Origin of the sequence: Phyllobacterium sp. CCNWLW183, assembly GCF_037203775.1 — a bacterium.
Lineage (GTDB): Bacteria > Pseudomonadota > Alphaproteobacteria > Rhizobiales > Rhizobiaceae > Phyllobacterium > Phyllobacterium ifriqiyense.
Genome location: NZ_JBBCBN010000008.1, coordinates 287,630 through 314,430 on the forward strand (window position 1 = coordinate 287,630; position 26,801 = coordinate 314,430).

The 26,801-nt window shown below is 54.5% G+C and carries 22 protein-coding genes and 1 pseudogene; 14 read left to right on the forward strand and 9 right to left on the reverse strand.

The features are described 5' to 3' along the window. Window positions 1-148 precede the first annotated feature (148 nt). The gene (locus V9K95_RS19065) at window positions 149-1,234 is read right to left on the reverse strand and encodes a glutamate cyclase domain-containing protein (protein WP_336441569.1); all 1,086 of its coding nucleotides are present in this window, start codon (window positions 1,232-1,234) and stop codon (window positions 149-151) included. A 109-nt stretch (window positions 1,235-1,343) separates the two neighbouring features. Between V9K95_RS19065 and V9K95_RS19070 the strand changes: the two genes are divergently transcribed. The 6 genes from V9K95_RS19070 to V9K95_RS19095 all read left to right on the forward strand — a co-directional run bounded on the left by V9K95_RS19070 (window position 1,344) and on the right by V9K95_RS19095 (window position 6,979). Continuing rightward, complete coding sequence (locus V9K95_RS19070) at window positions 1,344-2,252, forward strand: LysR family transcriptional regulator (protein WP_336441568.1); 909 nt, start codon at window positions 1,344-1,346, stop codon at window positions 2,250-2,252. Window positions 2,253-2,393: 141 nt separating this feature from the next. Next, window positions 2,394-3,335: an ABC transporter permease gene (locus tag V9K95_RS19075; RefSeq protein ID WP_336441567.1), complete on the forward strand. Its 942-nt coding sequence runs from the start codon at window positions 2,394-2,396 to the stop codon at window positions 3,333-3,335. A gap of 3 nt (window positions 3,336-3,338) precedes the next feature. Then, window positions 3,339-4,274, forward strand: a complete 936-nt coding sequence (locus V9K95_RS19080; RefSeq protein WP_336441566.1) for an ABC transporter permease — start codon at window positions 3,339-3,341, stop codon at window positions 4,272-4,274. Then, window positions 4,229-5,257, forward strand: coding sequence for an ABC transporter ATP-binding protein (locus tag V9K95_RS19085; protein ID WP_336441565.1), 1,029 nt, complete (start codon window positions 4,229-4,231; stop codon window positions 5,255-5,257). The genes V9K95_RS19080 and V9K95_RS19085 overlap by 46 nt, the downstream gene beginning before the upstream one ends. 3 nt (window positions 5,258-5,260) lie before the next feature. Further along, on the forward strand, window positions 5,261-6,217 hold the full coding sequence (locus tag V9K95_RS19090) for an ABC transporter ATP-binding protein (RefSeq protein ID WP_336441564.1): 957 nt from the start codon (window positions 5,261-5,263) through the stop codon (window positions 6,215-6,217). A 30-nt stretch (window positions 6,218-6,247) separates the two neighbouring features. Continuing rightward, the gene (locus V9K95_RS19095) at window positions 6,248-6,979 is read left to right on the forward strand and encodes a DUF1028 domain-containing protein (protein ID WP_336441563.1); all 732 of its coding nucleotides are present in this window, start codon (window positions 6,248-6,250) and stop codon (window positions 6,977-6,979) included. Window positions 6,980-6,996: 17 nt separating this feature from the next. Here the strand turns inward: V9K95_RS19095 and V9K95_RS19100 are convergent, their stop codons facing one another. Beyond that, window positions 6,997-8,079 (reverse strand): glutamate cyclase domain-containing protein, encoded by a 1,083-nt coding sequence (locus tag V9K95_RS19100; RefSeq protein ID WP_336441562.1) that lies wholly within the window; start codon window positions 8,077-8,079, stop codon window positions 6,997-6,999. Window positions 8,080-8,339: 260 nt separating this feature from the next. Between V9K95_RS19100 and V9K95_RS19105 the strand changes: the two genes are divergently transcribed. After that, window positions 8,340-9,899 carry an ABC transporter substrate-binding protein gene (locus V9K95_RS19105; RefSeq protein WP_336441561.1) on the forward strand — a complete coding sequence of 520 codons (1,560 nt, stop codon included), beginning with the start codon at window positions 8,340-8,342 and terminating at the stop codon, window positions 9,897-9,899. 323 nt (window positions 9,900-10,222) lie between these two features. Here the strand turns inward: V9K95_RS19105 and V9K95_RS19110 are convergent. The 6 genes and pseudogenes from V9K95_RS19110 to V9K95_RS19135 all read right to left on the reverse strand — a co-directional run. Next, window positions 10,223-11,021, reverse strand: a pseudogene (locus V9K95_RS19110) (NAD(P)-dependent oxidoreductase); the annotation flags it as partial. A 198-nt stretch (window positions 11,022-11,219) separates the two neighbouring features. Beyond that, window positions 11,220-11,924: an ABC transporter ATP-binding protein gene (locus V9K95_RS19115; protein ID WP_336441560.1), complete on the reverse strand. Its 705-nt coding sequence runs from the start codon at window positions 11,922-11,924 to the stop codon at window positions 11,220-11,222. A gap of 9 nt (window positions 11,925-11,933) precedes the next feature. Further along, window positions 11,934-12,653 (reverse strand): ABC transporter ATP-binding protein, encoded by a 720-nt coding sequence (locus V9K95_RS19120; RefSeq protein WP_336441559.1) that lies wholly within the window; start codon window positions 12,651-12,653, stop codon window positions 11,934-11,936. Continuing rightward, on the reverse strand, window positions 12,653-13,741 hold the full coding sequence (locus V9K95_RS19125) for a branched-chain amino acid ABC transporter permease (protein ID WP_336441558.1): 1,089 nt from the start codon (window positions 13,739-13,741) through the stop codon (window positions 12,653-12,655). Before V9K95_RS19125 ends, V9K95_RS19120 begins: the two co-directional genes overlap by 1 nt. A gap of 5 nt (window positions 13,742-13,746) precedes the next feature. Further along, the gene (locus V9K95_RS19130; RefSeq protein WP_336441557.1) at window positions 13,747-14,616 is read right to left on the reverse strand and encodes a branched-chain amino acid ABC transporter permease; all 870 of its coding nucleotides are present in this window, start codon (window positions 14,614-14,616) and stop codon (window positions 13,747-13,749) included. A gap of 97 nt (window positions 14,617-14,713) precedes the next feature. Next, complete coding sequence (locus tag V9K95_RS19135) at window positions 14,714-15,991, reverse strand: ABC transporter substrate-binding protein (RefSeq protein ID WP_336441556.1); 1,278 nt, start codon at window positions 15,989-15,991, stop codon at window positions 14,714-14,716. 497 nt (window positions 15,992-16,488) lie between these two features. Here V9K95_RS19135 and V9K95_RS19140 point away from each other — a divergent pair, with 497 nt between their 5' ends. From V9K95_RS19140 to V9K95_RS19150, 3 genes are all read left to right on the forward strand, one after another. Further along, window positions 16,489-18,096 (forward strand): acyl CoA:acetate/3-ketoacid CoA transferase, encoded by a 1,608-nt coding sequence (locus tag V9K95_RS19140; protein ID WP_336441555.1) that lies wholly within the window; start codon window positions 16,489-16,491, stop codon window positions 18,094-18,096. Continuing rightward, the gene (locus V9K95_RS19145) at window positions 18,089-18,832 is read left to right on the forward strand and encodes an enoyl-CoA hydratase/isomerase family protein (RefSeq protein ID WP_336441554.1); all 744 of its coding nucleotides are present in this window, start codon (window positions 18,089-18,091) and stop codon (window positions 18,830-18,832) included. The genes V9K95_RS19140 and V9K95_RS19145 overlap by 8 nt, the downstream gene beginning before the upstream one ends. A 71-nt stretch (window positions 18,833-18,903) precedes the next feature. Next, window positions 18,904-20,406, forward strand: coding sequence for an amidase (locus V9K95_RS19150; RefSeq protein WP_336441553.1), 1,503 nt, complete (start codon window positions 18,904-18,906; stop codon window positions 20,404-20,406). Between the two features lie 378 nt (window positions 20,407-20,784). Here the strand turns inward: V9K95_RS19150 and V9K95_RS19155 are convergent, their stop codons facing one another. Then, window positions 20,785-21,414, reverse strand: a complete 630-nt coding sequence (locus tag V9K95_RS19155; RefSeq protein WP_336441552.1) for a GntR family transcriptional regulator — start codon at window positions 21,412-21,414, stop codon at window positions 20,785-20,787. A 448-nt stretch (window positions 21,415-21,862) separates the two neighbouring features. Here V9K95_RS19155 and V9K95_RS19160 point away from each other — a divergent pair, with 448 nt between their 5' ends. The 4 genes from V9K95_RS19160 (at window position 21,863) to V9K95_RS19175 (ending at window position 26,220) form a co-directional block, all read left to right on the forward strand. Then, window positions 21,863-22,912 carry an ABC transporter substrate-binding protein gene (locus V9K95_RS19160; RefSeq protein WP_336441551.1) on the forward strand — a complete coding sequence of 350 codons (1,050 nt, stop codon included), beginning with the start codon at window positions 21,863-21,865 and terminating at the stop codon, window positions 22,910-22,912. A 58-nt stretch (window positions 22,913-22,970) separates the two neighbouring features. Next, complete coding sequence (locus tag V9K95_RS19165; RefSeq protein ID WP_336441550.1) at window positions 22,971-23,792, forward strand: ABC transporter ATP-binding protein; 822 nt, start codon at window positions 22,971-22,973, stop codon at window positions 23,790-23,792. Next, the gene (locus V9K95_RS19170; protein ID WP_336441549.1) at window positions 23,792-24,640 is read left to right on the forward strand and encodes an ABC transporter permease; all 849 of its coding nucleotides are present in this window, start codon (window positions 23,792-23,794) and stop codon (window positions 24,638-24,640) included. Before V9K95_RS19165 ends, V9K95_RS19170 begins: the two co-directional genes overlap by 1 nt. Window positions 24,641-24,714: 74 nt before the next feature. Next, window positions 24,715-26,220, forward strand: coding sequence for an amidase (locus V9K95_RS19175; protein WP_336441548.1), 1,506 nt, complete (start codon window positions 24,715-24,717; stop codon window positions 26,218-26,220). Window positions 26,221-26,801: the final 581 nt, after the last annotated feature.

The following is a 26,801-nucleotide window of genomic DNA, read 5'->3' on the forward strand; positions in this document are numbered from 1 at the left end:
TGCTGATCGCCTGCCGCACCTTGCCAAGGGCTCTTCTCTATAGTCGCGACAATTCTGGTTATGGCAGCCTCACGCAATCAAATCCGCACAGCGCGCCTATCGCTCAGGTCCGATCAAGCCGGTCTTTTTTTCATCCACTCAACAAGTGCTAGTGTATCAAACCAGCGGAGTGGGGCTCCAGCGCTTTTCTGATAATATTGCTCAACAACTGGACGCAAGCCATTGACGACTCCAAGTCTAGACCATCGACCCATGCGTCGGTCGAGCAATTGATCGCTTCCAATCCGCCCGCATCCAGACAGGCGCGGACGATGCGGCGCTCATCCTCCATCCCGTGTACAAGGGCCGGACTTTTCAGTAGGAAGGCAAGAGCCGCCTGAATTGCGTAACATCCCCAATTGGACATCATCACGGGTAGCAGCACCTGCGTTGGGGTTACTGTACCCATCTTGTCACCTCTCGGGAGAACTTGCACAACAGTCTCACGGATCGAGCCGAACCCGAGTTCGTTGCCGTGATCTCCGATGCCAATGGTGAGGATTCCCCTTCTGTTGGCTTCGTCGACAAGCGGCGCAATGTCAACGACATCATGCTTGACTTCCCGATTAGGACCCGACCATGGATGACCGGTCGAGTTATGGATGATATTTCCATCTCCCGGCCCCAGGCGCTCGGTCGTGATCAGAGCCTTGGGCTTCATTGTGTCGAAGATATGCTCCACCCATTCGGTAACTCCTTCTTGTGACAATGGTGCAATGGCCAAGGCTGCCCCAAGACGAAAGTCGCGGGCCTCCTCAAACGACTTTACCATGATACCTGCAGCATGGCTTGACGCTATCATCGGCGCCGAATGGCACTCTTCAACGGCATATACGGGAACCGCGCCGAGTCCCTTATAGAGGGCCCGTGCCAAAGACGCGGCGCCGGGGGGGCCATCATTCTCGCCTTGTGGAAGCGTCGGCGCATACCCCGCCCCTGTAAGAACAAGCACAGTGTCGCCGGGCTGCAATGTCTCCAACAGCCTTTCCGCGCATACCATCGAAATCGGTCGCCCTCCCGAGAGCTGTCGCGCGTGATCGTAAAGCGGCTTCAGGACACCGTGAGGCATTCCCAGGTTCTTGGCTTCAATGGTGACTAACTGATCGATTGCATCGCCAACAAAGTCAGCGTGGGAGAACGGGTTCTCTCTTCTGTAGGAGATATAGGAGGGACTGTTTGCGAGCGTATCGGCCATGTTTATTCTCCTTCGATTGCGGTCGCGGAGATAAAACATGCTTGCGGTTTGCCGAAAAGCGCTAATATTCGGTCGCGGCGATGCCAAGAAAGCAAACCGGAGTGCATAAATGTTAAAGACATCCTTACGTTATTTTTCTTCCGTCGCATCGAGCGGCTCTATCCGCGCGGCTTCGGCAGCCTTAAATGTTGCGCAGTCCGCCGTAAGCCGACAACTGCAGTCATTGGAATTTGAGCTTGGCATGGAGCTATTCGACCGGCATTCGCGCGGTGTAGCCTTAACCGAGGCGGGGCAATTGCTCTTCACCTTCACCAAAAACACAATGTTGGATGTGGACCGACTGCGGTCGGAGCTCGATGAACTTCTCGGCCTGGAACGCGGACACGTCAGGATATGCGCGATCGAGACGATGGTTCACTACATCCTTCCCCGTGCCCTCATGTCATTCCAGTCGCTCTATCCAGGGATCACTTATTCGGTGACGATCGCGACTACGGACGAGGTGGTTCAAGCCGTGCAAGTCGGGCAAGCTGATCTTGGCCTTGGTTTCAGCCCGATTGTGGACGCGGATATTCGACTCTTGTACGAGCGCGTTGAGCCCCTTCTGGCTGTCATGTCTCCGATGCATCCGCTTGCACCAAAGGAGCAGGTGTCCATTATCGAGGTTGCCCGCTATCCGGTTGCGCTTTCGCCGTCCCGAAGCGGTGCTCGCATCGTAATTGATCGTGCCTGCCGAAATGCCGGAATTAAGTTCACTCCCCAGCTTGAGACGAACTCCGTCGAACTCCTCCATCGGTTTGCAACACTGGGAGGATGTGTTGCTCCGCTGTTGAGGCACACTGTCTCGCAGAGTATGGACAGCGGACAACTCCGCGTCGTTCCATTCAATGACCCGGAGATTGCTGGTACTGTGACGATTATGGCGCTGGAAGGCCGATCTCTACCGCTCGCTGCAGAGAAAATGGCCGGTGTAATTGCCCATCAACTGGATGCCACGTCTCAGACCCACCGCCCGTGATGCCTTGACGGCATCAGTTTCATCTAAATATAGCGCTTTTAGGTCGCCACAATAGCTTTACTGTTCCTCTCAGCTTGAACACTGTCCGCAACACTCTTTTGAGCATGCGGATAAACGAGTCCAGCGGCAAAGGGGAAGTCTTTGACATACTACATTCTGAGAAGAATAGCCCAAATTCCCGTGGTCCTGTTCGTCGTCACCGTGACGATATTTGTTGTCATTCGGATGACGCCTGGTGACCCGGTCCAAATCATGCTGGGCATGCAGACGTCTCCGGAAGCGGCTGCGGCCCTTCGAGCGACATTTCGGTTGGATCAGCCACTGATCTGGCAATATCTCTACTGGATTGTTGACCTCATTCACGGTGATCTAGGGCAGTCAATCCGACTGAATCAGCCGGTGGTCGATCTGCTGGCTGAACGATTGCCAATAAGTATGAAGCTGGCGAGCATTGCCATGTCGTTCGCCATCATCGTTTCTATACCGCTAGGAATCATTTCGGCTTTGAAGCGCAACAGTTGGGTCGATTATCTCTCAACGGGCATAACTCTGTTAGGATTCTCGATTCCCAACTTCTCCCTTGCACTGATCCTCATCTTTATCTTTTCCGTTACGCTTGAGTGGCTGCCGATAACCGGAATTGGTTCTTCCAGCGACGGCTTCGCCGGCGTGCTCGCTCCCTACATCCTGCCATCGCTTGCACTTGGAATGCTTCAGGTTGCGGTTCTGACGAGGCTTTTGCGGGCAAGCATGATTGAAGTTCTGGATCAGGACTATATGAGAACTGCCCGCGCGAAGGGCCTCCTGCCGGTTACGCGCCTGTTCACCCATGCGCTCAAAAACGCGATGATACCATTCGTGACAATGGTTGCGATCCAATTCGGGTACCTTATCGGAATACAGGTGACCATCGAATATACATTCGCGATTCCGGGGATGGGATCGGCAATCCTGAACGCGGTCGTCAGCCGAGATTTCCCGGTTATCCAAGGCTTTACGCTGATTATCGCAACGTTTTTTCTACTCGCGAACATCATCGCCGACGTCGTTTACTCCTACCTTGACCCCCGTATCAGGTATTGACCAATGTCACCCATAAAATCATCTGACCGTCACGCCTCGACATATTCGCCGATGCCGGCCTTTGAGACAGGGTTCACGCTCGCGTTACGCCAGTTCTTCACAAATCGGGCAGCGACAGCCGGTCTGTTTTGTTTTTTGATAGTTTGCATTGCCGCCATACTCGCCCCCGTCATCGCTCCATTTGATCCCACGCGAATCCAACTTGGAGTAAAGCTGGAGCCTCCCTCTTTCCATTTTCTTCTTGGCACGGACCACTTTGGTCGAGACATGTTGAGTCGCCTCATCTGGGGAGCGCGGGTGTCGCTGCTCGTTGGCATTGGTGTAACCGCGTTTGCCCTGTTGTTCGGAGTGCCTATCGGACTACTGGCAGGCTACGTAGGCGGGCGCACCGATAACGCGCTCATGCGCCTCATGGACGGCTTTCTAACCTTTCCTCCGCTCTTGCTCGGCGTCGCGGTCGTCGGTCTTCTGGGACCGGACTTACAAAACGTCATGATCGCACTCGGGGTGGTCCAAGTCCCCGTCCTTGCCCGCATTGTGCGAGGCGCGACATTATCGGTGAGCAAGGAAACTTACGTGACAGCAACGCGCGCGTTGGGAGCGAGTACGGGGCGGGTGATCCTTTGCCACATCCTGAGGAACATCCTTTCAGCCATCGTTGTTCAGATGACGATCTGCTTCTCCGCAGCGATCATAACGGAGGCATCCTTGAGTTTTCTTGGCATTGGCACGCAACCACCCATGCCGTCCTGGGGACGGGACCTTGCCGAGGCCCGGCGATTCATCGCCGACGCGCCGTGGCTGTTCCTTGCGCCCACCGCAGCAATCACATTGTGCGTAGTCTCCATCAATTTCATCGGTGATGGTCTTCGCGACTCGCTAGATCCGAAATCATGGCGCGCGAGAAGGGCCATCGTTATGAAGAAAGCCCAGCCATGATTTCACCTCTACTTGAAGTGAGGAACCTGCGGACAACATTCACCTCAAGCCGCGGAACAGTGCGTTCTGTTGATGGCGTTAGCTTCACCCTCAATGCCGGTGAAATTATTGGAATGGTCGGAGAAAGCGGAAGTGGAAAGAGCGTAACCGCACTTTCAATAATGAGGCTTATCCCGCAACCTGCAGGACTTATTCAAGCCGATGCCATGAAATTCAACGGAATTGATCTGTTGTCATTAAATGAGCGGCAGATGCTTGACATCCGATCGAATCAAATTGCCATGATTTTTCAGGATCCGATGCGTTCGCTTAACCCAGTCCTGACGATTGGTCGGCAGCTTACGGAAACGCTAGTTCGCCATTTACGCCTAGACAGGAAAGCTGCGCGTCGAAGAGCCATTGATTTACTTGAAATGGTTGGCATTCCGATGGCGGAATCACGCCTTAATGCCTATCCGCACGAGTTTTCCGGCGGGATGAGACAGCGTGTTATGATTGCGATTGCACTTTCATGTCGGCCCTCTCTTCTGATCGCGGATGAAGCGACGACAGCGCTTGATGTCACGGTGCAAGCGCAGATTGTTGAGCTGTTAAAGGGCTTGGTGAAGGACCTGGGAACTTCGGTGATCTGGATCAGCCACGATCTTGGTATAGTGGCGAATCTCTGCGATCGGATCAATGTTATGTATGCCGGACGCATTGTGGAAAGTGGTACGGTCCGGGAAGTATTTTACAAGCCTTCCCACGGATACACTATTGGATTAATGGCATGCACACCTAGGATCGACGCTATGGAGCAGTCACTCAAACCCATTCCCGGGTTGCCACCAGATCTTCGTAACCCCATCGCGCTCTGCCCGTTCTTACCGCGCTGCAATGTGAAGGTAGACGAGTGCGAGCTCCATGCCCCATTCACGGCTGAACGCGAGCCGCAACATTTTGCCAGTTGCTTCGCGGATCTACGTTCTCACTGGAGATCATAGATTATGAAGATCCCACTTTTGGATGTTAGAGAGCTCTCGGTTTCTTTTCCGGGCCGTGGTGCCTTCCCGATCATTCGCGCGGTCGACAAAGTAACTTTCACGCTTGAGCGGGGTAAAACCCTTGGCCTTGTCGGCGAGTCGGGATGCGGTAAATCGACGACCGGCTACGCCCTGCTCCGCCTCACGAAGGCAAGCGCCGGAAGCGCTTTTTTCGATGGCGTCGACCTGCTCAAGCTGTCGAAGCGGGAGATGCGAGATTTTCGCCAGCGCGTACAGATCATATTCCAGGATGCGGCTGCATCCCTTGATCCACGCATGTCGATTGGCGATCTCATTGGAAAGGCTCTTGAAATACATGGTCTCGCAAAAGGCAGACAGCGGTTACCCCGTATCCGGCAACTGCTCGATATCGTTGGAATTCCTTCGCATTTCATCCAGCGGTTTCCGCATGAGCTGTCTGGCGGACAGGCCCAGCGCATTGCAATCTGCAGGGCGCTGGCCGTGCAGCCGTCCATAATCATCTGTGATGAACCGGTATCTGCCCTTGATGTCTCAATCCAGGCACAGATTATAAATCTGCTGCAGAGCCTCCAAAAAGAATTCGGCATTTCTTACTTGTTTATTTCCCACGATATGTCCGTGGTGAAACATATAAGCGACAACATCGCAGTGATGTATTTGGGACGAATTGTCGAACAGGCCAGCCGCGACAAACTGTTCAGCGATCCCCGTCATCCTTACACACGCGCCCTCCTCTCGGCGGTTCCCGTTCCTGATCCTGACATTGAGCAACGCCGGGAGCGGATCGTGCTTCAGGGCGATCTTCCAAGTCCGGCCGATCTGCCGTCCGGCTGTCGGTTCCGGACAAGATGTCCGCAAGCCGGTCCGGAATGCGCTTTGGCGGACCCCATCATGCGAAAGCTTGGGGAGGAGCAATATGCTGCGTGCGTCCAGCTTTGAGGAGGAGACCAGAATGCATAGGACAGCCGGATGACTTATACCGTTTTGGGATATTGCCACGACACCGGCGAACTGGGTGTAGCTGTTGCCACCTACTCAATTGCAGTTGGAAGCCTTTGCCCGGTAGCCAAAACGCATACCGGGGCACTGAGTAGCCAAGCTTTTGTTAATCCGGAAATGAAGTCGCTGGGCCTTTCACTCCTCGAGCAGGGCTTTTCCGCTGGTCAGGCTGTCGAGATACTCGTTCGGGGCGATGCCGATAAATCGTTCCGCCAACTTGGGTTGTTGGACCGGTGTGGACGGGCGGCCGTTTACACAGGAAGCAACAATCGCGGTTGGGCGGGCCACCGCACTGGTGATGGATATGCGGCCTTCGGCAATGTATTGGCCGGCGGGGCCGTGGTGGACGCCATGGCCGAAGCCTTCGAGCACTCGGATGGTAACGCACTTTCGCAACGTCTGATCGTCGCCTTGGAAGCGGGTCGGGACGCAGGTGGACAGATGGGTGCAATGGGCCGCCTGCCAGAACGATCGGCTGCAATCTTGGTTTGCGGACGTTCTGAATTCGATGGAGTCGATCTCCGGGTTGATCTTCACTCGAATGCGGTGGACGAACTACGCCGCGTTTACGACGCCGCTGCTCCCTACGCGGCGTTCAACCGGCAAAGGTGGCTTGCCCCGCACGAGGCGGTTCCTCAGGAGGCCTTCGCGGCGTCCTTACTTTCCGAATCTATCGCAAGTCGAGCAAATGGGGAACAATAGATCAGACTTGATCTCGCTCAATGAGCGAGACCCGTTGTGCTGACTTCCATCGATTTACGCACGATATTTCCCAAAAACTGCATGCAGGCCATTGAGGTTTCGCCGTCAAGCCCATCGGCTATGAATTCTGTGTTGGTGAAAATCGCCTCAAGGCCGCCAGCACCCAGGCACGCTCTAAGAATCCGCTCTTCATCAATTGGTGAATGAATGAGAGACGACCGGTTCAGCAGAAAGGCTATAGCCGCTTCGATAGCGTAACAGCCCCAATTCGACATCATCGCTGGCAACAATACATCAGTCGGTACAACCGTGCAAAGCGTGCCGCCTTTCGGCATTGCCCGAGAGACCGCTTCGCGGATCAATCCGAAACCTATCTCATTGCCATGGTCGCCAATCCCAATGGTCAATATGCCGCGCTTGGTTGCCTCTGTGACAAGTCCGGCGATGTCAATTGTGTCATGCTCGACCGTTGTGTTTAATCCGGAGAAAGGAAGAGCTGTGGCGCTGTATATCACACCGTCAGCAGCAGGCCCTAGCCGTTCGGCACTTATCACGGCGACTGGTTTCATTTCGTCGAGTGTCGCCGTCACCCATTCCGGTACATCGGCTTGACCAGTCGGCGCAACGACAAGCGAGGCGCCCAGCCGTAAGTCCTTTGCATGGCGATACTCCTTGACCATTACGCCGGCGGCATGGCTGGATGCCACAATGGGGTCGACATGGCATTTCTCGGCAACGTAGACGGGAACGGCCCCGAGCCCCCTGTACAAGACCTTTGCCAGCGACGCGACGCCGGGCGGGCCGTCGTTTTCCCCTTTTGGCATGGCAGGAGCATAGCCTGCGCCGCTGAGCAGCAGAACGCGGTCCCCGGGCTTTATCGCTGCGCATAGCTTTTCGGCAGCCACCATCGAGATTGGCCGGCCTCCAGCTGCGATGCGGGCAGCGGCGTACATCGCAGCGAGATTGTTATGGGGCATCCCCATATTCTTCGCTTCGATCGTGACAACCCTGTCTATGGCCTCGCCAACATAGTCGGCGCGGGAAATCTTCTGTTCTTTGTTGACGTTCGGGATGATTCTGGAACTTTCTAGGATGGTCATGGAAATCCTCAGAGCTGATAAGCCCTCAACTAAGCACCAATCCGGGCTGCTAAAAAGCACCGTATTTAGCGATCGGTGCGCTAATTTAGGCATCGCCCTTCGAGGGCGTGTGTGAACTATCGATGCGATGCCGCTTCGGCATCGCGGACAGCGCAGGATAGCGCTACTCATGAATTCGATCTGATGATTTCCTTATCCAGCGAAAATAAGAGCGGAGCGGCAAGCGTTGCGCCCGCCATCAACAACTGACAGGGGGTATGATGACAGATCTCATTCGGCAGTCCGTTTTGACTCGGCGCAGTATGATTGGCGCTCTTGGGGGCGCAGCAGTTGCAAACTTTATGCCGTACACACCTGCAATAGCGCAGTCTGCACGGCGGGACCTTAAGATTGGTACGTTCGGCGGCGACTTCGGCAACTTAAGTCCCGTGGTGCGCTGGGATATCCAGGCGGGGCTTCCCATGCTGAACATATTCGATGGGCTGGTCCGAACCGATTACAAGAATCGCAAGATCCTTCCGTGGCTGGCGGAAGAATGGAGCAATCCCGATCCCACCACGTGGCGCATCAAGATACGCGAGGGCGTCAGGTGGCACCATGGCTATGGAGAAATGACCGCGGAGGACGTCGTTTACACATGGATGTACCACTTGGAATCGAAGAGCTTTCAAGTCGGGATTGCCATGTTCGCGATCGATAGTGTCAAAGCGGACGGAAAATATGTGGTCGAGGTGAAAACGAAACGGCCGTTTGGCGCCTTTCCTGGTGTCACTATGGGCTACGGCGGGATGATCGTGTCCGGGAAGGCTCACAAGGAGATGGGAAATCAGGCTTACAGTGCCAAACCCATTGGTCAAGGGCCGTACATGCTCGAGACGAGCCGCGGCAATGAACTCGAGTTGGTGCGAAATCCGGATTATTGGCGTCCGGGTTATCCGAAACTTGACAAGCTCTTCTATCGGGCTGTCCCCGATTCCAGTGTGCGTTTGCAGGCTCTAGATCGCGGGGAATTCGATTTCATGAGCCATCCCGATCCGAAAGAGGTCAAGGCATTTTCTGAGAACAAGGGCTTTTCTGTAACGCGGACACCTGGTTGGAACTGGGATTTTCAGCAGTTCAATTTAAGGATCGACGCTCAATCACCCTTCCAAAACAAGCTTGTCAGGCAGGCAGTATCTTATGCAATCGACCGCGAAGCGATTGTTAACGAAATCTATAGTGGCGAAGCCACTGTGACTGACAACCAAATTCCGCAGGGTTATCTGGGATTCAGGCAGTCGCTGATGAGGTACCCGAAGAACGGTGATCTTGAAAAGGCGAGGCAACTCATGGCTCAGGCCGGCCTTCAAGGCGCTGAAGTCGAGGTGGTTACAAGCGATAAGGATTGGCTGCGACGCGAGCTCGAACTAGTTGCCGCCATGGTTAGCCAGATCGGAATTAACTATAAGATTCGCAACTTGGATATTGGAGGGTTCAACAACCTTTGGTTCAATAAAACGTACCCCAACAACCTTGAAGACGTGACACTTGTTGCTCCTGACCCGGACGCGATGTGGTGGCACCTCCACAGCAAGGGTTCTACCAGTGGTTCGGTTAACCCTACGATGGACGGCCTGTTAGACACCGCCCGCGAGGAGACTGACCCGGCAAAGCGCGAGCAACTCTATCACCAGGTCGTCGACTTGACTCTGGAGGAGTGCCCGATGCTGTTCCATTGCAATGTCAATTATATCCACGTCTTCAACGAGAAATTGAGAGGTTTTACGCCATCGCCGCAGGAATTCATGGAGATCCACGACGGGACGACTTGGGCGTCGTGAGATTGGAGCGATCCGCGTTGTTCATATTCCAAATTGCGGAAGACGGCATTTCTGACATTTTTGCCTGAAATTACTTAGAACCTTGTGGTGGATCACGCCCGACGTCGCGGCTCTATCCTGTCAACTGGCCCGAGCCCTTGCAACTTATCCGCCTCGCTCGGGCCAACGGTCGGCGTGATGCGGCTTCAACTTCGAATCCGGAGTATGCCAATCGTATTGTCGCGCCCGCCCGTCGAGCAGGATGCAGCTTTTGGTTGGTCACCAACCGGATTGCAGGCGACCAAATCGGGCCGCAATCCATTACAACCGCATGAGGCTCGACAATCAGAGCGGGCGCTGCCGGCACGCTGCAAATCCGCAAAAAACGGGTCGATGAGCACCGTCGTAGGCAGAGACGCTCCGAGCCGGGCCGCCTCTTCAAGGCATAGACCAAGGTCCTTGCGCACCAGATCGACCGCAAATCCAAAATCGAAACGACCTTCGCTCATTGTGTTTGCTGTATTATTCAGATGCCAGCTCGTAGATGCTCCCACGGACATCGCAGCCAACAGCGCATCAATGTCGAGCCCGGCAAGCTGGGCAAATCGAATGCCCTCCGCCAAGCCTTGCACTATTCCTGCGCTGCAAATCTGATTTGCCATCTTTGCAAGCTGGCCGGATCCCACCGGACCCAATCATGTGACAGACTTGCCCAAGCAAGAAAGAATCGGCGCGGCCCTTTCGAAGTTGGTTTCGGAGGCGCCGCACATGATGGTGAGCGCCGCTGTTTCGGCGCCGACCTGTCCGCCGGAAACCGGCGCATCAATGAAACCAACGCCTTTCGCAGCGGCGGCCGCTTTGATGTCAAGCGCTGCTTGCCTGGAGGCGGTTGTGTGATCAATGAGGATCGAGCCTGCCGGCATCGTCGTCAACGCGCCGTGCGAGCCCAAAGTCACCTCCTTCAGATCGCGATCGTTTCCAACGCAGGTTAGGACGAAATCCTGACCTGATGCCGCATCACCAGGAGTGGCGGCTAGGCGGCCGCCGTTCTCTCTAACCCTACTTCCTGCTTCGCTTACGTGCGATGAACACCGTCAATTGATCACCGGCCTCGGAAAGGCGCAGCGCCATCGATGTACCCATTATTCCAAGTCCGATAAAACCGATTTCATCTTATTATCCAAGCGCTCATCCCAAACACGCCGCGTTAGGCTCTGGGCTTTTCTGCGATTATGTTCGGTGGCTCATTCAGGACGCGTCGCAGGCAATCTAAAATTCACGACACGTCGTCGGAGGGACCGATTCCTACTTGCGAAGGTCCGTTAATTCGGACGACCGCATTTAAATCTGCAACCGCATTTCGAGCACGTTCGAATCTTTGAATTCCTCGCGTTGAAGTGTATCGACGATCCTACCACGCTCAAGGACGTGGCATATGTCAGCAACTACCTTGATCAGCTGAACGTCCTGCTCTGCCACCACAATTGTCAGCCCAAGTTCATCCTTAAGCCGAAGAATGTGTTTCTCAATATCGCCTACGATCGAGGGCTGGATGCCCTCTGATGGTTCATCGAGCAGAAGCAACTTCGGATTACCTATAAGCGCGCGCCCAATAGCAGCCATTTGCTGCTGACCACCGGACATGGTTCCGCCTTTTTGGTCGCGGCGCTCGGCAAGAATTGGGAACATCTGATAGATGCGTTCTTTCAGGTCCCGACGCCCGGGAGCGTCTGAGCCGACCGCCATACCCATCTCAAGATTCTCTGCAACTGTTAAATCGGGAAAAATATGCCGGCCCTGCGGTACGTAGCCAATACCCGCCCTGGCCCTGCGCGCAGTGGGCAGTTGGCCCATCTCCTGACCGGCGAAGCTGATCGTACCGGACTGCAGTCTGTTGTAACCCATAACCGTGCGAATAAAGGTCGTCTTTCCCGATCCGTTTCGACCGACAATCGCAGACACTTTTCCTTCGGGCACGACAACACTGAGATTTCTGAGAACCACCGTGCTGCCATAACCACTGGTCAAATTGTTGATTCGAAGCATGCTGTTCCCCTACGCCCTTGAACCGAAGTAGATATCTCTCACATTCTGGTTGGAGCGAACCTCCTGCAGTGAGCCTTCGAACAGTATCTGTCCCTGATTGAGCACCAGTATCGGAGCGTCCAATTCAGCAACAAACGCAATATCATGTTCCACAATAACAACGCTCATGCCCCTCGCCTTGTTGAGACGCGCGACAATGCGCACCGTCTGCTGCGTCTCTTCAGGGGTCATTCCTGCAGTCGGCTCATCCAAAAGCAGAAGTTTAGGCTGGCTGGCGACCGCCATTCCGATTTCGAGCCACTGTTGGTGCCCGTGTGACAGGTTCCCCGCTTTTAGGTTGGCATAAGCGGCGAGCCCGATCATATCGAGCGTTTCTTCAATAAGAGAATTACGATTATACGCACTTGCCGTGCGCTGTACGGCAATACGTACATTTTGGTAGACTGTCAGCTCTTTGAAAACGCTCGGCACCTGCAGTTTGGTGCTCACTCCGCGCCTTGCAATCTGATGAGGGTGCATACCATCAATGCGCTCGCCGGCCAGGCGGATCTCGCCGCGGTTCGGAGAGTGCAGCCCTATGAGCGTTTTCAAAAAGGTAGATTTTCCGCATCCGTTGGGTCCGAGTAAAACGCGCATCCCACCTTCCGGTATGGCAAAGCTCATGCCGTTTAGAACCGTAAGCCCGCCAAATGACTTATGGAGGTCGGTGACTGTTACGAGATCTGCCATTACTCGCCTCCCTGAAGCTGCTGGCTCTCAGGAACTGCAGGCCCATCTGTGCGTGCCCGCGCGATCCAATTTACGATCGTGGTGACAATTCCCTCTGGGAAGAGCATCACTGTTGCCAACAGCAGAACGGCGAAGAAAATCAGCGAGTATTCACCTCCTCCGTAAGCAAGTTGCTGGTTAATCCATTGGAGGGCGAACGTTGATATCACCACGGCAAGAATGCTCGAGCGCCCACCGGCAGCCACCCAGATAATCGGGAGTGTCGCTGCTGTCATTCCCATTGACGATGGGGAGATGAAATTGTTCCACGATGCAAACAGTACGCCTCCAAGCGCTGCAAGTCCGCCGGCAATCACGTAAGTGACAAGCTGAATCCACCGAATGTCATAACCGAAGAGCTGCGTGCGCAAAGGGTCTTCGCGGGTGGCCACCATAAGGTACCCCCAGTTCGAATTGAGTAATATACGAAGTCCGAGAAACACTGCCAGCAGCAGCGATGCCACGAGCCAGAAGAACGGTTTGTCCATGAAGACAACTGTCCAGTCGCTGAATCCGATCTGCAGCGGCGGAATTCCGACCATCCCGTTGGAGCCACCCAGTGCAGCCGAGCCTATTTTAAACTGAGGACCAGAGGTCCTGCTCAGTAGCGTTTCCGCCAGAAGCGTCAGCATCAGCGTGAAGATCGCGATGTAGAGCGACGAAACTCCGCCGTAGAAAATAATATATCCGACGAAAGCTGACAGCAACATGACAACGGCCACAGCGCATACGGCCGCCAACATGCTGTATTCCGGTGGAATATTAATGCTCATGATCCCATATGCATATCCCGCAAGACCGAAGAAAGCGGTTTGGCCAAAACTGAATATTCCGGTGTAGCCCCACAGGATGCAGACGCTCAGCCCTAAGAACGCCCAGACAAGCAGGTAGCCATTATTTGACACGGCGTAGTCTTCGCCAAATACGGGATAGGCAAAGGCGAGTGCAACGACGACAAAAAAGCCAATCCAATAGGTCTTAGATGAACCCTCTGTCTGCGGGCCATTGAGTGCAGTAAACATGTTTCCCAAATTTGGTTGCGATTGCATTTAGATCACCGTGTCCTTGCAGAGCGGAACTGTTGCAGCAGGCCGGTGAAACCATTGGGCATCAGACGGATGAAGATCATTGTCACCAGCAGTATGCCTATGGACCCAGCGACGGAGTCCCAAAGCCAGGTCAGCCCACCATAGACGCCCCCGAGCGCCACGCTTGACATCAACGGACCGATTAATGGATCCGCGCCACCAACGATTAGCACTGTAAAGGCGCGCCAGAGAAAGCGATCCCCGAAATATGGCGAAACCGGCATCAGCGGCGCATAGAGTGCTCCTGTCAGACCCGCCAGTCCAGCGCCCAGGGCAAATGTTTTGAGGTACATCGATGTCGTGTTAGTTCCGAGCCCTTCGGCCATATCGCGGTTCTGCATCGCGGCTCGAACATGAAGGCCAAACTTGGTGAACTGGAACAGCGCGAAGACTGTCACCAGTACAAGCGCTGCACAGCCAGCGAGAAAAATCTCATAGAAATTGTATGACGCACCCTGGAAGGTGAACGAGCCGAATGGCTGGCTGATTCCTGGCTGACTCGTACCAAGCCACAAGAATACGGCCTGCACGATAATAATATTAACCGCCCAGGTAGCGAGCAGACAGTCGAGTTTGCGATCATACAGCCGTCTTATAATCGTCACCTCCAGCACAGCACCGACCGCGGCGACGGCGAGAGCGGAAACCGGGATCGCCACAAAGACTGGCATACCGCCTGCGCTCACCAGATAGACAGTCGCCACGGCGCCGAGCATGATGAAGGACGCGTGCGCGAAATTGATGATGTTCATTACGCCAAAGATGATGGCCAATCCTGTCGTCGAGAGGACAAGGAAGCTAAAAGTAGAGAGTACCTGATAAAAGAGTCCGAACATCCCGCTCTCCCGTTAAGAGATTATCCAACATCTTGAAGTTGCACCAGATCGTCATGCGGAAGCTTCTGTAAACCTCCGCATGAGTGGGTTTTATGCCTTATGTGTCGAGCGGCGAATATTGCCGGCTCTCAGGCTTTTTCGTCAAATCGACCCCGATGCTGCCGAGCCAGAATGGCTCAATGTTTTCCCAGCTTTTAAGTATCTCCAATTCGTGCTTCTCTCCGACCTTCGCGAGGTGCACGCTGTGGGACACGTGGTGGGATTTTGGATCAACTTTGATCGTGCCTTCGGGAGCATCGTAAGAAATACCGGTTTCCAACGCCTTCACGACTTCGATCGGCTTAACGGTGCCGGCCAAGGCGGCAGCCTTCGCGTAAAGCTGTACAGCGACGTAAGTGTTCTGGGCAGGCTGACTGATGAAAACCTCGTCAGGAAACTTGGCTCTGAACCGCTTTACAAAGTCGGCGTTCTTTTCGCCCGGAAGTTCCTCGACGTAACTAAATGTCTCATGCAGTCCGTTAAGCACGGGAGCCTTCATCCTGCGATGGCCGCCAGCTTGAGCCAGCGTGATGACGAAGTCAGACAGCGGAATATCTAACTCCAGCGAGGCTTTCTGTGTGAAGAACGCGCTCTGCTCCTTGCCGGTAAGCGATGAGTAAATCCAATTGGGCTTGGCACCCTGAATGCGGCCGAGCGTCGAATTGAAATCTGACACATTGAGCGGAACGGCTTCTATTCCCGCGATGTTTCCATTGTTTTCCTTGACGTACTTGGTGAGCCATAGGGTGGACAACTGGCCCCAAACATAGTCCGCCGCCAGATCGTAGACTTTCGTCCCATACTTTTCGATCATATAGGGAATTAGTGTCGCAAAGCCTTGCTCCGGTACGACACCGGTGCAAAACGTCCAGCTATCGGCGACGCCGCCTTCGTAGCAAGTCGGATAAAAGTAGGGTACCTTGGCAGCGTGCGCGATAGGCCTGATAGCTTCGCGATCCTGGCTACCGATCGCCCCGACCAACGCGTCGACCTTGTCCCGACCGATCATCATGCGAGCCATGGACACGTATCGGGATGTATCGGATTGCGTATCAACAATGACCGCCTCCAACTGACGTCCGTTGATACCGCCCGAAGCGTTAATTTCCTCAATCGCCAGTTCAGCGGCGTGAACAGCTGGCAGGCCGTATTCGCCAAATCCTCCGGTCTGATCAAAAAGAAAACCAAGCTTGATCGGCCCGGCCTCCTCCGCTCGTACCGGGGATGTGACACTCAATAAGGAAGGTGCGGCTAACCCGCTGACGGTTACTGCCGTCATGCCGCGAAGAAACTCTTTGCGAGTAAGCCCCCCTTTGGGATTGCGTTCGTCAGTCATATCAAAGCTCCTGTTCCCTTTGTTTTTTTTGGATGCGAAGCAAGTCGACTGGCCACACGCAGATGCGAACGACCCGTCCATCCGAATATTGATAGACTCTTGACATACCAGTTGTCAATATTAGATGTTTCAAAATCGGACCAAGATTAAAAATTCTTGACGCCAAGGACACGACGTTACTTCGTCAATAGTCGTGTTCTTCTGCAAATTAAAGTGTTTTTTGCGGCACATTTGCCGTGTCGCCACTCCACAACGTCAAAAAGAAGTGTTTGACTAACTTGTGCACCACTGATATGTTAGGAGGAGACTAGAGCGAGGATTTGATGCCATTATCGAACAAGGGTTCTTTGATTGGAGCTCCCCCGAACCAAAGGCACCACAGCCCCATTCTTAAAGAATACCTTGGCTCTGGTGTCAGAGCTTATCTCGGTCGCGGGTTGCCTCGATCGAATCCCAACGCCCATGCTGGGCAGAGATCGAATGACAGAAGGTGAAAGATGGCAAGAATTCTCACATCCCAGGAAGCCGTAGCATCCATTCCGGACAACGCTACCGTCGCGTCGGTTGGAGTTATTGGTTGGGTCACCCCGGATGCCGTTCTGAAGGCTCTAGGAGACCGGTTTGAGCAGTCGGGTTCACCCCGTAATCTCACGTTCTATTTTCCCTGCGGAACAGGCGATGCGCAGGGCATCAAAGGTATGGACCATGTTGCCAAAGAGGGGCTCATGAAGCGGATTGTCGCCGGGTCCTATATCAATCCGGTGGATCCGAAGACTGGTAAGCGGCCCGAACTCATGCGCCTCATCCGGGAAAACCTCATAGAGGCGTATTCGTGGCCGATTGGCGCTTCCATGCACTGGCTACGCGAAGTGGCACGCAAAAGCCCGGGCTATCTGACAAGAATCGGACTGAACACTTATGTGGATCCGGCACATGGCGGCGGCAAGTTTACAGCGCGCGCTCAAGATGACCTCATCCGAAAAATTGATATCGAAGGGGAGCAATTGCTCTACTACCCGACGTGGCCCTTGGATGTGGTGATAGTCAGAGCCTCGTCCGCGGATGAGCACGGCAACCTCTCTTGGGAAGATGAGGCCCTTGTATCTGCCAATATCGGTCTGATCTTAGCGGCAAAGGCAAGTGGAGGGCGGGTGATTGCGCAAGTCCGCCGTATAGTGAAGCCCGGGCAGCGACTTGCCTCACAAACATCAGTTCCCGGATATTTCGTTGACGATATCGTCGTCGATCCCAATATGATGATGACTTCGGAAACACCGTTTGACGCGGCCTATTTTTCCGGAAAGCGCGTGCCCATCGACCAGCTCCCGCGCCCGCTTATGTCAGCCGACAAGGTTATCGCCCGGCGCGCGGCTCTCGAAGTTCGAAAGCGCGAACTCTGCATCTTCGGGTTTGGTGCTTCAGCCGACATTCCGCTTGTCATGGCAGAAGACGGGTTGTTGAACGGTCGCGCCGGCAATGACTACTGGTTTACCACAGAACATGGATCATATGGCGGGGTAGTGATGTCCGGCTGGCAGTTCTCAGCCAACATTAATCCAGACGCCATAATGGATGGGATCTATCAATTTGACGCAATTGATGGCGGCCTGTGCAAGTTTGCCGCTCTTGCATTCGCCCAATTCGACGCTGACGGCGTTGTTAATGTTTCGAAGTTCGGAACCGCTAATCCTGGTTCCGGAGGGTTCATCGACATCGCACAGAATGCGGAGCGTCTCGTGTTCACGGGGACGTTCACGACAGCTGGACTTCATACCGAATTCGAAGATGGTCGACTGAACATTGTTCAGGATGGCAAAATTTCGAAGTTTGCTAAAACGGTCGAAAGCGTAACGTACCGTGTCAGGGACGGAGTCCGCGATCGGGCGCAGACGGCAAAAATAATCACGGAACGAGCTGTGTTCGACGTGACCGCGAGCGGACTTCGCTTGATCGAAGTCGCCCCAGGGGTTGATGTGAAACGCGACATTCTCGACCGCATGGAATATGCGCCGGTTCAGATCGAAAATCCTTTGCCGTTGATGGACGCTTCGCTGTTCACGGACAACAAAGTTCAACAACCAGTTAGGGAGAAAGCCAATGCTTGAGTGCACAATAACTGACCGGGTCGCGACGCTGACAATCAATCGTCCTTCCAGACGCAACGCGCTAGGAACAGAGCTCGTTCAGGATCTGGAAAAAAAATTGGTGACACTTAATCAAGATCCCGAAGTTGGCGCAATCGTGCTCACAGGTGCTGCACCGAGCTTTTGCGCCGGCAGCGACCTTAAGGAACTTGGAACCATGGACGTTGCCGGAATGGTGTCCCATGAGGCCTACACGGCCAGCATGGCTCGGCTCATCGGATTTCTTGACGTGCCGGTCATTGCTGCGGTTGAGGGCCATGCGCTGGGAGGCGGCTTTATTCTCGCAATGTCATGCGATCTTGTTGTGAGCGCCGAGAACGCGAAGTGGAGTCTTCCCGAAGTTCCAAATGGCTGGCTTCCGCCATGGGGCCTCAAGGCACTTGCGAGCCGCGTTGGTGCAACAACTGCCCGGCGGCTGGTATGGGGCTTCGAGACACTCGATGGTGAGTTGGCCGTCAGACTTGGTGTTGCCGATTATCTCGTTGCCGCTGGTGGTTCGCTGGGCAAAGCTCGGGAAATTGCTGCGCGCCTTGCCCAGCTTCCCCCTGCTGCCGTTAGGTCGACAAAACGCTTTTTCCAGGCAGACACACTTGGCGTGGCGGAAGTCTGGGACTATCAGGCCGGGCAGGTATTTGCGGAGAACTGCTCACACGACGCCGCAATTAGCACATTGCAACGCTTCGCGATTAAGCCTTAAGCTTATCGCTTGTCATCTGTAGGTCCGGGGTGCAGTCCCGGACCTTTATCCTAATAAAAAGGAGAACAGCCATGGCCATATGCCGCCCGCCGCTTGAGAGACTTCGTGAGTTGGCAAGTGAGAATCACTTTTCCATCGGCCCCGACGAAGAAGCGTCATACGTTGCCCTCTTTGACCGCATTCTGGAGCAGTATGACATTCTCGAAGAAGACCTCGACAGCTCCAAGGCCGAGCAGACTTCCCGTCGTGATCCCGGATTTCGACCGCACAAGGATGACAATTTCTGTAACTCCTTTGTACGTAAACTCCTGATCGAAGGCGCTTCGCAAGGTCTACTTCAAGGAAAGCGGATCGCGATAAAAGACAACGTTAGTCTGGCAGGTGTGCCCATGACCTGTGGCTCTGCGGTAATCAACTTTACCCCAACAGAAGACGCCACCATCATCACACGTCTGCTTGGGGCTGGAGCTGATATCGTTGGCGTTGTCAATATGGACAATCTGGCGTTCTCTGGCGCGGGCGACACCAGCGCATATGGCCCCACCCGTAATCCTCACAACGAAAGCCATCTGGCAGGGGGCTCATCTGGCGGCTCCGCAGCGGCGTTGCTGTCAGGAGAAGTCGACATCACCATAGGCGGTGATCAGGCCGGTTCGATCAGGATACCTGCCTCCTGGTGTGGAGTCCTTGGCCTCAAGCCGACTTACGGTCTGGTGCCTTACACCGGGATCCTGGGATACGATCTGACCTTTGATCACACCGGGCCGATGGCACGTACGCCACGCGAGGTGGCGCAGGCGTTGGCAGTCATAGCGGGTAAGGATCCAAATGACCCAAGGCAGCGGGATATCCCGGTTGTAGACTATGTGGCCGCTCTGGAGCGTAAGGACCTGAATGACATTCGAATTGGGATCCTTGTGGAGGGGTTTGGAACGGCCGGGCACGAACCTGACGTGGATGCGACCGTGCTCTCGGCGGCGAAAGATCTTGCCATGCTCGGCGCGATCGTGACGGAAGTATCATACCCTGATCATCTCAGAGCCGGACCCATCGTTTGGGGGGTGTTTGCAGAAGGTGTCACTGCAACATTCCAAGGGAATGGTCACGGCTACCACTGGGACGGCGCGTACAATCCCGCGCTTGCGGAAGCCGTTGGATCCGGTGTTCAGCAGAATGGCAACAACATGCCGCTCCAGGCAAAATTCAATCTCATGCTCGGCACTTACATGAGGCAAGAATACCACGGGAAGTTCTACGCTCAGGCACAAAATATGCGTGCGGCTCTCCGGTCTGGTTATGACAGGTTACTGGAAACGGTCGACATTCTTCTTATGCCCACGACGCCAATGAAGGCTCACAAGTTCAATCCTAACCAATCACCGGAAGAGCTTGTGCTGGCCGGCTGGAACATGGTTGCCAACACCGCTCCCTTCAACATGACCGGTCACCCGGCACTTAGCATTCCGTGCGGAATGTCAGAGGGACTTCCAGTCGGAATGATGCTGGTAGGCAAGCACTTCGATGACCAAACGCTGCTCGCCGTGGCCGAAGTATATCTGCAAGCTTCAAAGTAGTCACACCAGAATTCTAATTGGCCTGCATCCAGTATTGGCTGTCCAAATTGTAGGATCGTTGAGTTGAGTGTTTTTCCTGTAACACCATTGGACTTCTGAGTTTATCGGCGGTGGACGCTCGGGTTTTTCCCGGTCTGGCTCTGCTAATTCGCTGAACCATGGACTTGCGTTTTTCCGTTGGGTTCGGGCGATACAAACGCGTCGAGAGACTACCTGCTGCTCCCGCCGATTTATGTAGCTGTGTCCTCAATCCCGCCGGCAAGAATGGGAAACCGAGACCGGTGACGGGAAAACACTTTCTTGGACAGAATGGTTCAGGTCCGTTTTTTTCAAACCCAACCATTCATGCAACTATCCCAAGAACTGGACCTGCCCTCTCTAGGGACGTCGGTCGATTGCTTTTCTCGTCAGACTTTCGAGATAATCCATAAGCAATACGACGTTCTCGATGGCCTTCTTGGGATCGTTGTGAGCGACCGATATAACGACAGCTGCATGATGCTCCGCTGCGGTCTTGAGTTCCTCTTCACCGATGTAGGCATACCAGAACCGTCGCGACAGTCCGTGGACGGCTCCGATTGTCTTGACGAACGTTTCATTGTGTGTTGCAGCAGCGGTTACCTCGTGGATTTGCTTGTTGGCGTTGTAAAACCCCAGCCGGTCTCCAGCATTCGCGGCGGCCGTGATCTCGGCAGCCAGTTCAGTGAGGCGACGCCGCTCCACACCCGTCGCGCGAACGGAGGCCAATCGCGCCATAAGATCTTCGAGCGACCGACGCACTTCGAGCAGCTCAAGCTGTTTAAGGACATCGACAGAAGTTACCAGTGCGCCACGGCGGGGATGCACATCGACATATCCCTCGAGCTTCAGCCGCTGCAGGGCCTCACGTACTGGAGTTCGGCCGCACCCCAGCTCAGTGCCAAGCTGCCCTTCTGATATCATCGTTCCGGGAGAGAGCTCACGCATAACGATCATTTCTTCAATGCGGCGATAGGCCTTCTCTGCCATTGACCCATCCTGGTCATTCTTAAGCTTCACTTTCAACTCCATGAAACGTCATTCCTCGTGTTTACTGTGCCACGGCACCATCATCTCCGCAAATACGGCTATCCTCGTTTATCAGTTGCATATCAGTCTCGTCCAGTGGCTCCGCGCAGTTTACTATTCTCGCGAAGTGCGGCGAAGGCATCAAGAATACCCAACAGAGTCGGGAACGCGTCCCAAGTGCGATTCTACTGACGATTAAAATATATAGCGCGTTTTAATTCTACTTGCACAAGTTTCGACATCTGACATACTACTGGTCGTCTAGTGAGATACTCACAATCCTGCAGACCCTCCCCTTGGACGCTCAACCGTCCGAGGGATGCGCGGCACTGCTGGGACTTGTTCGTATGCACTTGAGACACGAAGGCCCGACCAACCGGTCAGGGCCATAAAAATGGAGTGGGAACTCATGAATATGCATAGATTGCTGACTGCATTCACCGTCACGGCATTGCTAGCCGGTTCGCCTCACCTCGCATCGGCAGAAGAGGCGAAGACCGTCCGTATTAACCAAGCCTTCCAGTCCTTGCTGTATCTCAGCCTCTACGTCGCGAATGACGCAGGGTTCTTTGAGGAGGAAGGACTCGATATGAAGGTCACAACAGGAGGTGGCGGCTCACAGGCTTGGTCTGCTGTTTTGGGCGGAAGCTCCGATTATTCAATTCAGGATCCTGTCTTCCCGACGATCAGTCGCGAGCAAGGCGGCCCAGGTATCGTGGTTGGCACCATTTGCAACGCGGAAACAATCTACGCCCTTGCCAAGAATGCCGACATCACGCTGACAACGAACGTCAGTGATCTCTTGTCCAAAGGCTACAAGATAGCGACGCAGCCGCAGCCGGATTCTGGGTGGGCACGCCTCACCTATTTGGCGCAGAAGCTGAACATCAAACCTGGTGAAGGCACTTACGCGAATGTTCAGGTGCCTATTGGCAGCGAGATGGCATCGGTCTTTGCCGGTCAGACCGACATCGGGCTGTCTTACCCGCCCGTCGTCGAGCAGGCTGAGGAACAAGGTCTGCATGTCGCCTTCTCGTTCACCGCAGCCTCACGGCCGTATCTGTTCTCCAGTCTGAACACCACTCGGGCTTTCATCGAAAAGAACCCGGAGACGCATCAGAAGGTCATGAACGCCTTCGAGAAGGCGAGCCAGTACATCTACCGGTATCCAGAAGAGGCAGTCAAAATTGCCGTCAAGGAATTTCCCGATCTCGATGAGAAGATTGTTCGCAAAGCCGTCGAACGTATGATCTCGGAACTGGCATATCCGGAACATGTGTTTGCTGAATATAACGCCTTCACAGCAAACCAGAAGCTTCATCAGTTTGTCGGAACGATCAAGAAGCCAGCGACAGCGGAGGAGGGTCTGGACAACACTGCCGCACTCGCCGCCTACCAGGCATTTGGCCGCATCGTCTGGGACGCCCCTCGCCCCATCACAAAGACCGTGACGCAGTAACTAGGCACTGGCGTGGGGTCTTTCCCGCACGCCTTCCCAGGAAATTGGAGAGCAAGTGATGTCAGAAGCAGAAAACAATTTGGCGGAGGCCCGGCCCCGCGTTGAGGTGAGAGCCGTATCCAAATCATTCACGACGAAGGACGGCAAAGTGCAGGCTTTGCGAAATGTGAACATAGTCGCGCGCGACCAGGAATTCACATGTATCGTCGGGCCAAGCGGCTGCGGCAAAAGTACGTTATTCAATATTATTGCCGGACTCTTGGACCCAACAACGGGTCATGTCCTGGTTGACGGCGTACCCGTACAGGCGGGGATTGCGGGCCGAATGGGTTATATGCAGCAAAAAGATCTGCTCATACCTTGGCGCACAATCTTGCAGAACGTGACGATAGGCCTAGAGATCCAGAAAAAGCCCTCGGCCGAGTCACGCGAACGAGCAATCGAATACCTGAAGCTGTTCGGACTTGAAAAGTATGCCAGCAGCTATCCAGCCTCCCTCTCCGGCGGCATGCGCCAGCGCGTCGCGCTGATGCGGACGCTGGTGATGGGGCAAGATATTATTCTGATGGACGAGCCCTTCCAGTCACTGGACTATCCGACCAGAGTTGCCCTCGAGGCCGACCTTCTGGAGATGGTCCGCGAATTGAAGCGCACGGTCCTGTTTATCACTCACGATATTGAGGAAGCGGTGTCCATCGCCGATAAGGTCTACGTGTTGAGCAAGGGGCCGGGCACTGTACGCGATCTGCGAACAATCCGACTGAACATGAAACGGGAATCGCCCATCGATGCTCGTAAGAATCCCGATTTCCATGTGCACTATGCCGCGATCTGGAACCAGCTCGAGGTCGTCACCGATCTGAAAAAGGAGCACGCATGATGAGCGAAGCACTGCAAGACCAATTTCCCAGCTCACTCAGTGACGAGCGAGATGCCGCGCGCCGAATAGAACGGCGCGAACAGGTAGAAACACTTAGCATTCGCATCGTTCAAATCGCCATTGCCGCAGGCCTTTTTGGCCTTTGGGAATGGGGCGCGAGAACCGGATACATCAGCACGTTCCTGTTTGGCTCACCGTCTCAGGTCTGGCAACTGGCAGTGACGCGCTTTCAGAACGGATCGCTTCTCTATGGAGCCTACGTTACAGGCCTTGAAACGATTATTGGCTTCTTATTGGGTAGCTTCCTCGGAACCGCAATAGGTTTGGGCCTCTGGTATTCTCGCTTCGTCGCTCGTGTAATGGGCGTCTTTATTCTTGCTCTGGGATCCGTTCCAGTCCTCGCTCTTGGACCACTTATCATCATTTGGTTCGGTGTCGGCGTTGAGTCGAAGATAATCCTTGCCACGGTATCTTGCGTTATCGTCGCTCTGCTGCAGGCCTACGAAGGTGCGCAACAAGTCGACAAGGATTTAATAAAACTTTTGAAGTCGTTCGGCGCGACCAAGTTCCAGATTTTCACAAAGGTCGTCATTCCATCATCTTATGGATGGGTGGTCGCGGCTGCCAAACTCAACGTGGGGTTCGCACTGATTGGTGCCGTCATTGGCGAATACATCTCCTCGGAAGCTGGCCTAGGCAACATCATTCTGATCGCTGGCGCAAACTACAATATCCCGCTGGTGCTGCTTGGTATCTTCAGCCTGATGATCCTGGCTTTCATCCTCAGCATGGCGGTGGGGTTGCTCGAACGGTCACTTCTAAAATGGAAGGTTGCCGGAAATCGGTGAAGGTGCGGTCGCGAGCGTATCGCTCGCGACCGGGTCCTTTTAATATAAACCCACCCACCTCATGGAGGATTCCGATGCTTGATAACCCTACAACCAGCGACCTTCACCGGATTGCCAATCACAACGGTTTCGACCTGTCGGAGGCCGAAACTCAGGCCTTTTCGGAATCGATTGAACAATCCTTGAAATCCTATGCCGTCATAGAAAAATTGGCCTCGGCCAATCGCTCCCCAGATATATTGCGCGATCGGGGAAGACGTCCGACCAACGATGAGAACCGATACGGAGGCTGGGCATGGAAAACCTCCATTTGTGAGAAGACGGATGGGGCGTTGGCGGGGAAGCGCATTGCAATAAAGGACAATGTCGCAGTTGCGGGCGTCCCGCTGCTCAATGGGTCAGAGCTACTGGAGGGCTTTATTCCCGAAGCGGATGCCACAGTCGTCTCGCGAATCCTTGCCGCTGGCGGGGAAATCGTCGGAAAGGCTGTGTCCGAAAATCTTTGCTTCTCTGGCGGTTCGCATACCTCCTATCCCGGTCCAGTGCTCAATCCTCACAATCCCGATTACATGGCGGGAGGCTCTTCAAGTGGAAATGCCGCGCTCTTGGCAGCGGACGAATGCGACATTGCTATCGGCGGCGATCAGGGCGGCTCGGTAAGAATTCCGGGGTCATGGTGCGGCCTAGTAGGATTGAAGCCGACATGGGGTCTCGTACCGTACACCGGAGCGTTTCCGATCGAGCCGAGCCTCGACCATCTCGGCCCGATGGCAAGGTCTGTCGACGATGCCGCCCTGGCGCTCGATATTATAGCGGGGCGCGACGGTTTGGATGCACGGCAGATCAACACTCCATTTTGTCTTCCCTCCTACACAAACTTTCAAGCCAAGTTGACGCGAGGACTCCGCGTCGGCGTTTTAAGGGAAGGGTTCGGTTGGGGCGTTTCTGACCCTGCAGTTGACGACGCTGTCCGGCAGGCAGCGGCCAGTCTGGCTACCCTTGGCATGCAGGTAACCGACGTTTCTGTGCCGTTGCACCTTCAAGGCTTGGACATCTGGACTGGCATCGCCACCGAAGGTGCTTGGAGCGTAATGGTCAGAAATAACGCCATCGCCCATGGTTCGCAGGGCTTCCAAGATACCGCTTTGATCGAATTTTATTCACAAGCTCGCCGCGACAAAGCAAACCTGTTCTCCCCTACGGTGAAAGGCGTGATCTTGCTCGGACAGTATCTCGCCGAGAAAGCAGGGGGCACTTATTATGCCAAAGCCCAAAACTTGCGACGCGTGCTCCGCGCCGCTTATGATGAAGTGCTGGCTAAGGTTGATGTACTCGTCATGCCAACGACGCCTACAACAGCGGCGCGGTTCGAGCCTGATGCGAACTTGGGCCGATATATGAAGATAGCGTTAAATATGATGAACAACACCGCAACTTTTGATGCGACAGGTCATCCCGCGTTGAGCATCCCTTGTGGAACTGTTGGCGGAATGCCGGTTGGTATGATGGTTGTAGGAAAGCATTTCGACGAGCAGACAATTTTGGCTGTTTCACATGCCTACGAGGCCAGTCGAAAATAGCTTTTCCGAACTGCTGACTTTCTCGCATGCCTGGCAGTTAGCAAACGCCACCCTCCTCCTCACTGGGTCCGAAGAGCCGTTGCTGAATGGACGGAGGGTGCGATAACACCCGGGCCGCCTATAGAGGCGGCCTATCCGCTTGCACATTCGGCCATTTCCCACTGAAAGAAAATGCCGGCATAGGCAGTTCGACCCTCTATTCGTAACCCTGCCTTCATAACGGCGCACCAGTCGTCTTTCATCCAACGACGCCTAAACTCCTCGGACATCACATCCAGCAGTGGTGTGATCCCTTCGATTTTGAAAGATGTGGCCTGCGGAGTGATGCTGGCGGCATGCAAGGAGCGTGCTAACAGAATGGCGAGAACCTATCCTTCAAACTGAAATAGGTCCGGCGCCTCAAGACGGTCTGTTAAGCTTGTCGGACTATGCACTTGAGACCAAGAATGCGCTATTTCGGACTGCCGCTGAAGGAACATTGAGGTTTGCGACCTTCGGAAACTCGCCCGACATTCCTGAGGGAACATCTCCAGTCGATGCATTCCGACATGTGAGTTGGCCGCTTGTGCGGCCAACTCACA

Coding starts and splice junctions, on each gene's coding strand:
- V9K95_RS19095 (WP_336441563.1), top strand. CDS start 6,248: ATGACTTATACCGTTTTGGGATATTGCCACGACACCGGCGAACTGGGT.
- V9K95_RS19105 (WP_336441561.1), top strand. CDS start 8,340: ATGACAGATCTCATTCGGCAGTCCGTTTTGACTCGGCGCAGTATGATT.
- V9K95_RS19165 (WP_336441550.1), top strand. CDS start 22,971: ATGTCAGAAGCAGAAAACAATTTGGCGGAGGCCCGGCCCCGCGTTGAG.
- V9K95_RS19145 (WP_336441554.1), top strand. CDS start 18,089: ATGCTTGAGTGCACAATAACTGACCGGGTCGCGACGCTGACAATCAAT.
- V9K95_RS19160 (WP_336441551.1), top strand. CDS start 21,863: ATGAATATGCATAGATTGCTGACTGCATTCACCGTCACGGCATTGCTA.
- V9K95_RS19120 (WP_336441559.1), bottom strand. CDS start 12,653: ATGGCAGATCTCGTAACAGTCACCGACCTCCATAAGTCATTTGGCGGG.
- V9K95_RS19170 (WP_336441549.1), top strand. CDS start 23,792: ATGAGCGAAGCACTGCAAGACCAATTTCCCAGCTCACTCAGTGACGAG.
- V9K95_RS19140 (WP_336441555.1), top strand. CDS start 16,489: ATGGCAAGAATTCTCACATCCCAGGAAGCCGTAGCATCCATTCCGGAC.
- V9K95_RS19135 (WP_336441556.1), bottom strand. CDS start 15,991: ATGACTGACGAACGCAATCCCAAAGGGGGGCTTACTCGCAAAGAGTTT.
- V9K95_RS19070 (WP_336441568.1), top strand. CDS start 1,344: ATGTTAAAGACATCCTTACGTTATTTTTCTTCCGTCGCATCGAGCGGC.
- V9K95_RS19085 (WP_336441565.1), top strand. CDS start 4,229: ATGGCGCGCGAGAAGGGCCATCGTTATGAAGAAAGCCCAGCCATGATT.
- V9K95_RS19100 (WP_336441562.1), bottom strand. CDS start 8,079: ATGACCATCCTAGAAAGTTCCAGAATCATCCCGAACGTCAACAAAGAA.
- V9K95_RS19080 (WP_336441566.1), top strand. CDS start 3,339: ATGTCACCCATAAAATCATCTGACCGTCACGCCTCGACATATTCGCCG.
- V9K95_RS19150 (WP_336441553.1), top strand. CDS start 18,904: ATGGCCATATGCCGCCCGCCGCTTGAGAGACTTCGTGAGTTGGCAAGT.
- V9K95_RS19125 (WP_336441558.1), bottom strand. CDS start 13,741: ATGCAATCGCAACCAAATTTGGGAAACATGTTTACTGCACTCAATGGC.
- V9K95_RS19065 (WP_336441569.1), bottom strand. CDS start 1,234: ATGGCCGATACGCTCGCAAACAGTCCCTCCTATATCTCCTACAGAAGA.
- V9K95_RS19115 (WP_336441560.1), bottom strand. CDS start 11,924: ATGCTTCGAATCAACAATTTGACCAGTGGTTATGGCAGCACGGTGGTT.
- V9K95_RS19175 (WP_336441548.1), top strand. CDS start 24,715: ATGCTTGATAACCCTACAACCAGCGACCTTCACCGGATTGCCAATCAC.
- V9K95_RS19090 (WP_336441564.1), top strand. CDS start 5,261: ATGAAGATCCCACTTTTGGATGTTAGAGAGCTCTCGGTTTCTTTTCCG.
- V9K95_RS19130 (WP_336441557.1), bottom strand. CDS start 14,616: ATGTTCGGACTCTTTTATCAGGTACTCTCTACTTTTAGCTTCCTTGTC.
- V9K95_RS19155 (WP_336441552.1), bottom strand. CDS start 21,414: ATGGCAGAGAAGGCCTATCGCCGCATTGAAGAAATGATCGTTATGCGT.